The sequence below is a fragment of the Lacinutrix cladophorae genome (assembly GCF_053604645.1).
The window spans coordinates 1-2,489 of the sequence record NZ_JBSHNR010000099.1 but is presented as its reverse complement, the minus strand read 5'-3'; the positions used below and the strand labels follow the sequence as shown (position 1 = coordinate 2,489).

The following is a 2,489-nucleotide window of genomic DNA, read 5'->3' as shown; positions in this document are numbered from 1 at the left end:
TTTTTTGGAAGTGAAATACAACCTAATACCTTACATATTATTTTACCAGTAGGAATTAGTTTTTACACCTTTCAAACGCTAAGTTATACTATTGATGTATATAGAAAGAAATTAGAACCCACAACTGATTTTATAGCCTTTACTGCCTTTGTTTCCTTTTTTCCGCAGTTAGTAGCAGGTCCAATAGAACGCGCTTCTAATTTATTGCCGCAGTTTTATGTAAAACGAAAGTTTCAATATGATAAAGCTGTAGATGGTTTACGACAAATACTGTGGGGTTTATTTAAAAAGGTGGTTATTGCAGATAACTGCGCGCAATATGTGAATGTTATTTTTGAAAATTATGAAAACTATTCTGCTAGCACATTATTATTAGGAGCAGTATTTTTTTCCTTTCAAATTTATGGTGATTTTTCTGGTTATAGCGATATAGCAATAGGTGTTTCTAGATTGTTTGGGTTTAATCTAAAGCAGAATTTTGCATTTCCGTATTTCTCTAGAGATATCGCAGAGTTTTGGCGTCGTTGGCATATTTCTTTATCTACCTGGTTTCGAGATTATGTATATATACCACTAGGAGGCTCTAGAGGAAGTAAATGGAATCAAATTAGAAATGTTTTTATCATTTTTATTGTTAGCGGGTTTTGGCATGGTGCCAATTGGACTTTTATTGTTTGGGGAACTTTAAATGCACTCTATTTTTTACCATTATTATTTGCAAACAAGAATCGTATAAATACGGATATTGTAGCTTTTAATAGTGTTTTTCCAAAGTTAAAAGAATTTATTCAGATACTTTTTACGTTTTTGTTAACTACTATTGCTTGGATTTTTTTTAGGGCAGAAACTGTAGTAAAAGCAATGGATTATATTAGTAACTTGTTTAGTATGTCTTTGTTTCAAATACCACAAAAAAAGTCAATATCCTTACTAGTGTTTATAGTGCTGTTTATAATTATAGAATGGGCAGGGAGAAGACAACAATATGCTATAGAAGTACTTTGGTTAAAATATCCTAAAGGAATTAGGTGGACTATATATTTTATTATTACGATGATTATTTTTCTATATGGGAGAAAAGTTCAGGAATTTATATATTTTCAGTTTTAGTTATGAAAAAATTTGTATTAAATATTTTGTTATTTAATTTGGTTGTTATTGTTGTTTGTGTCTTTTTATTTCATTTAAAAACAAATAATAATGTTAAAAAATTCACATCAATTAATGAAAAGTATGATGTTATTAATTTAGGGAATTCTCATGGTCACGATTTTGTATACAATGAAATTGAAGGTAAAGCATTTAATAGAGCTTCTAATACTTTATATTATGATTTGAAAAATTATAATTATTTAAAACCATATTTAAATGAAAGAGCAACAATTATTATAGTATTATCTTATTTCTCCTTTGGATTAGATGAAAATAGAACAGATAAAAATAAAATTAACTCGTTTGTGAATGATTTTTATCTTTATTTACCTAAAAATAGTATTTGGGAATATTCTTTTAAAAGAAAAATAGATGTTTATTTTAATGTTATAAGATCGAATTTTTTTGATGCATGTAAAGGTTCAAAAAAAGAAGCGGATAGAATTGTATCTAATAATAAAATTTCAAAAAAGGAACAATTAGATTTGTTCTCTGTTGAAAGAGCTATAAAACATAAAAAAGAAGGCGTGTTTTCTAACCCTGAAAAAAATATTGAATATACAATTGAACTTATTGAAGATGCTATAAATAGTGGTTATCAACCTATTTTAGTTACACCTCCTTATTTTGTGAGTTATAATAAATATTTTAGTAGTCAATGGCTAGAAGTGAATTTTTATAATTATGTGGAAGAGCTGAAGAAAAAAACTAATATTAAGTATCTAGATTATTCTAAAGATGCTAGGTTTGTAACTGAACCCGATTTTTTTCAAGATTCAGACCATCTTAATGATAATGGAAAAAAATATTTTAGTAAAGTTTTTTTTAGTGAGATTAGTACTTTAGGTTTACTAAATCAATAATTTATTGAAATGATAAAAAAGAGGTATAAAAGTTTTAAATCCTATTAAATTTCTTCTTAAATATATATGCTATTCAACTCCATAGATTTTGCGATTTTTTTACCAATAGTTTTTATCCTTTATTGGTTTGTTTTTAAGCATTCTCTAAAAAGGCAGAATATTTTGTTGTTGTTAGCTAGTTACGTGTTTTACGGCTGGTGGGATTATCGCTTTTTGGCACTTATTGTTTTTAGTACCCTTGTTGATTTTTGGATAGGTAATTATTTAAAAAAGACTGCAGATGTTACCAGAAGAAAACAGTTGTTATACACTAGTGTTTTTGTTAATATCGGACTTTTAGGATTTTTTAAATACTATAATTTTTTTGTAGATAATTTCACGGCTGCTTTTTCCTTTTTTGGAAGTGAAATACAACCTAATACCTTACATATTATTTTACCAGTAGGAATTAGTTTTTACACCTTTCAAACGCTA

At 27.0% G+C, this 2,489-nt stretch carries 2 protein-coding genes and 1 pseudogene; all 3 read left to right on the top strand.

Annotation, left to right across the window (positions count from 1 at the left end; all coding sequences use genetic code 11):
* Positions 1 to 1,110: MBOAT family O-acyltransferase (locus ACVC3Y_RS05885; protein WP_452226363.1), on the top strand; the 1,110-nt coding region annotated here is incomplete at its 5' end.
* Between the two features lie 2 nt (positions 1,111 to 1,112).
* Entirely contained in the window at positions 1,113 to 2,015 is a 903-nt protein-coding gene (locus tag ACVC3Y_RS05880) for a hypothetical protein (protein ID WP_452226362.1), read from the top strand.
* A gap of 66 nt (positions 2,016 to 2,081) precedes the next feature.
* A pseudogene (locus tag ACVC3Y_RS05875) lies at positions 2,082 to 2,489 on the top strand (MBOAT family O-acyltransferase); the annotation flags it as partial.

Excerpts from the sequence above, each read along its gene's own strand:
- ACVC3Y_RS05880 (WP_452226362.1), top strand. The coding sequence starts at position 1,113 with ATGAAAAAATTTGTATTAAATATTTTGTTATTTAATTTGGTTGTTATT.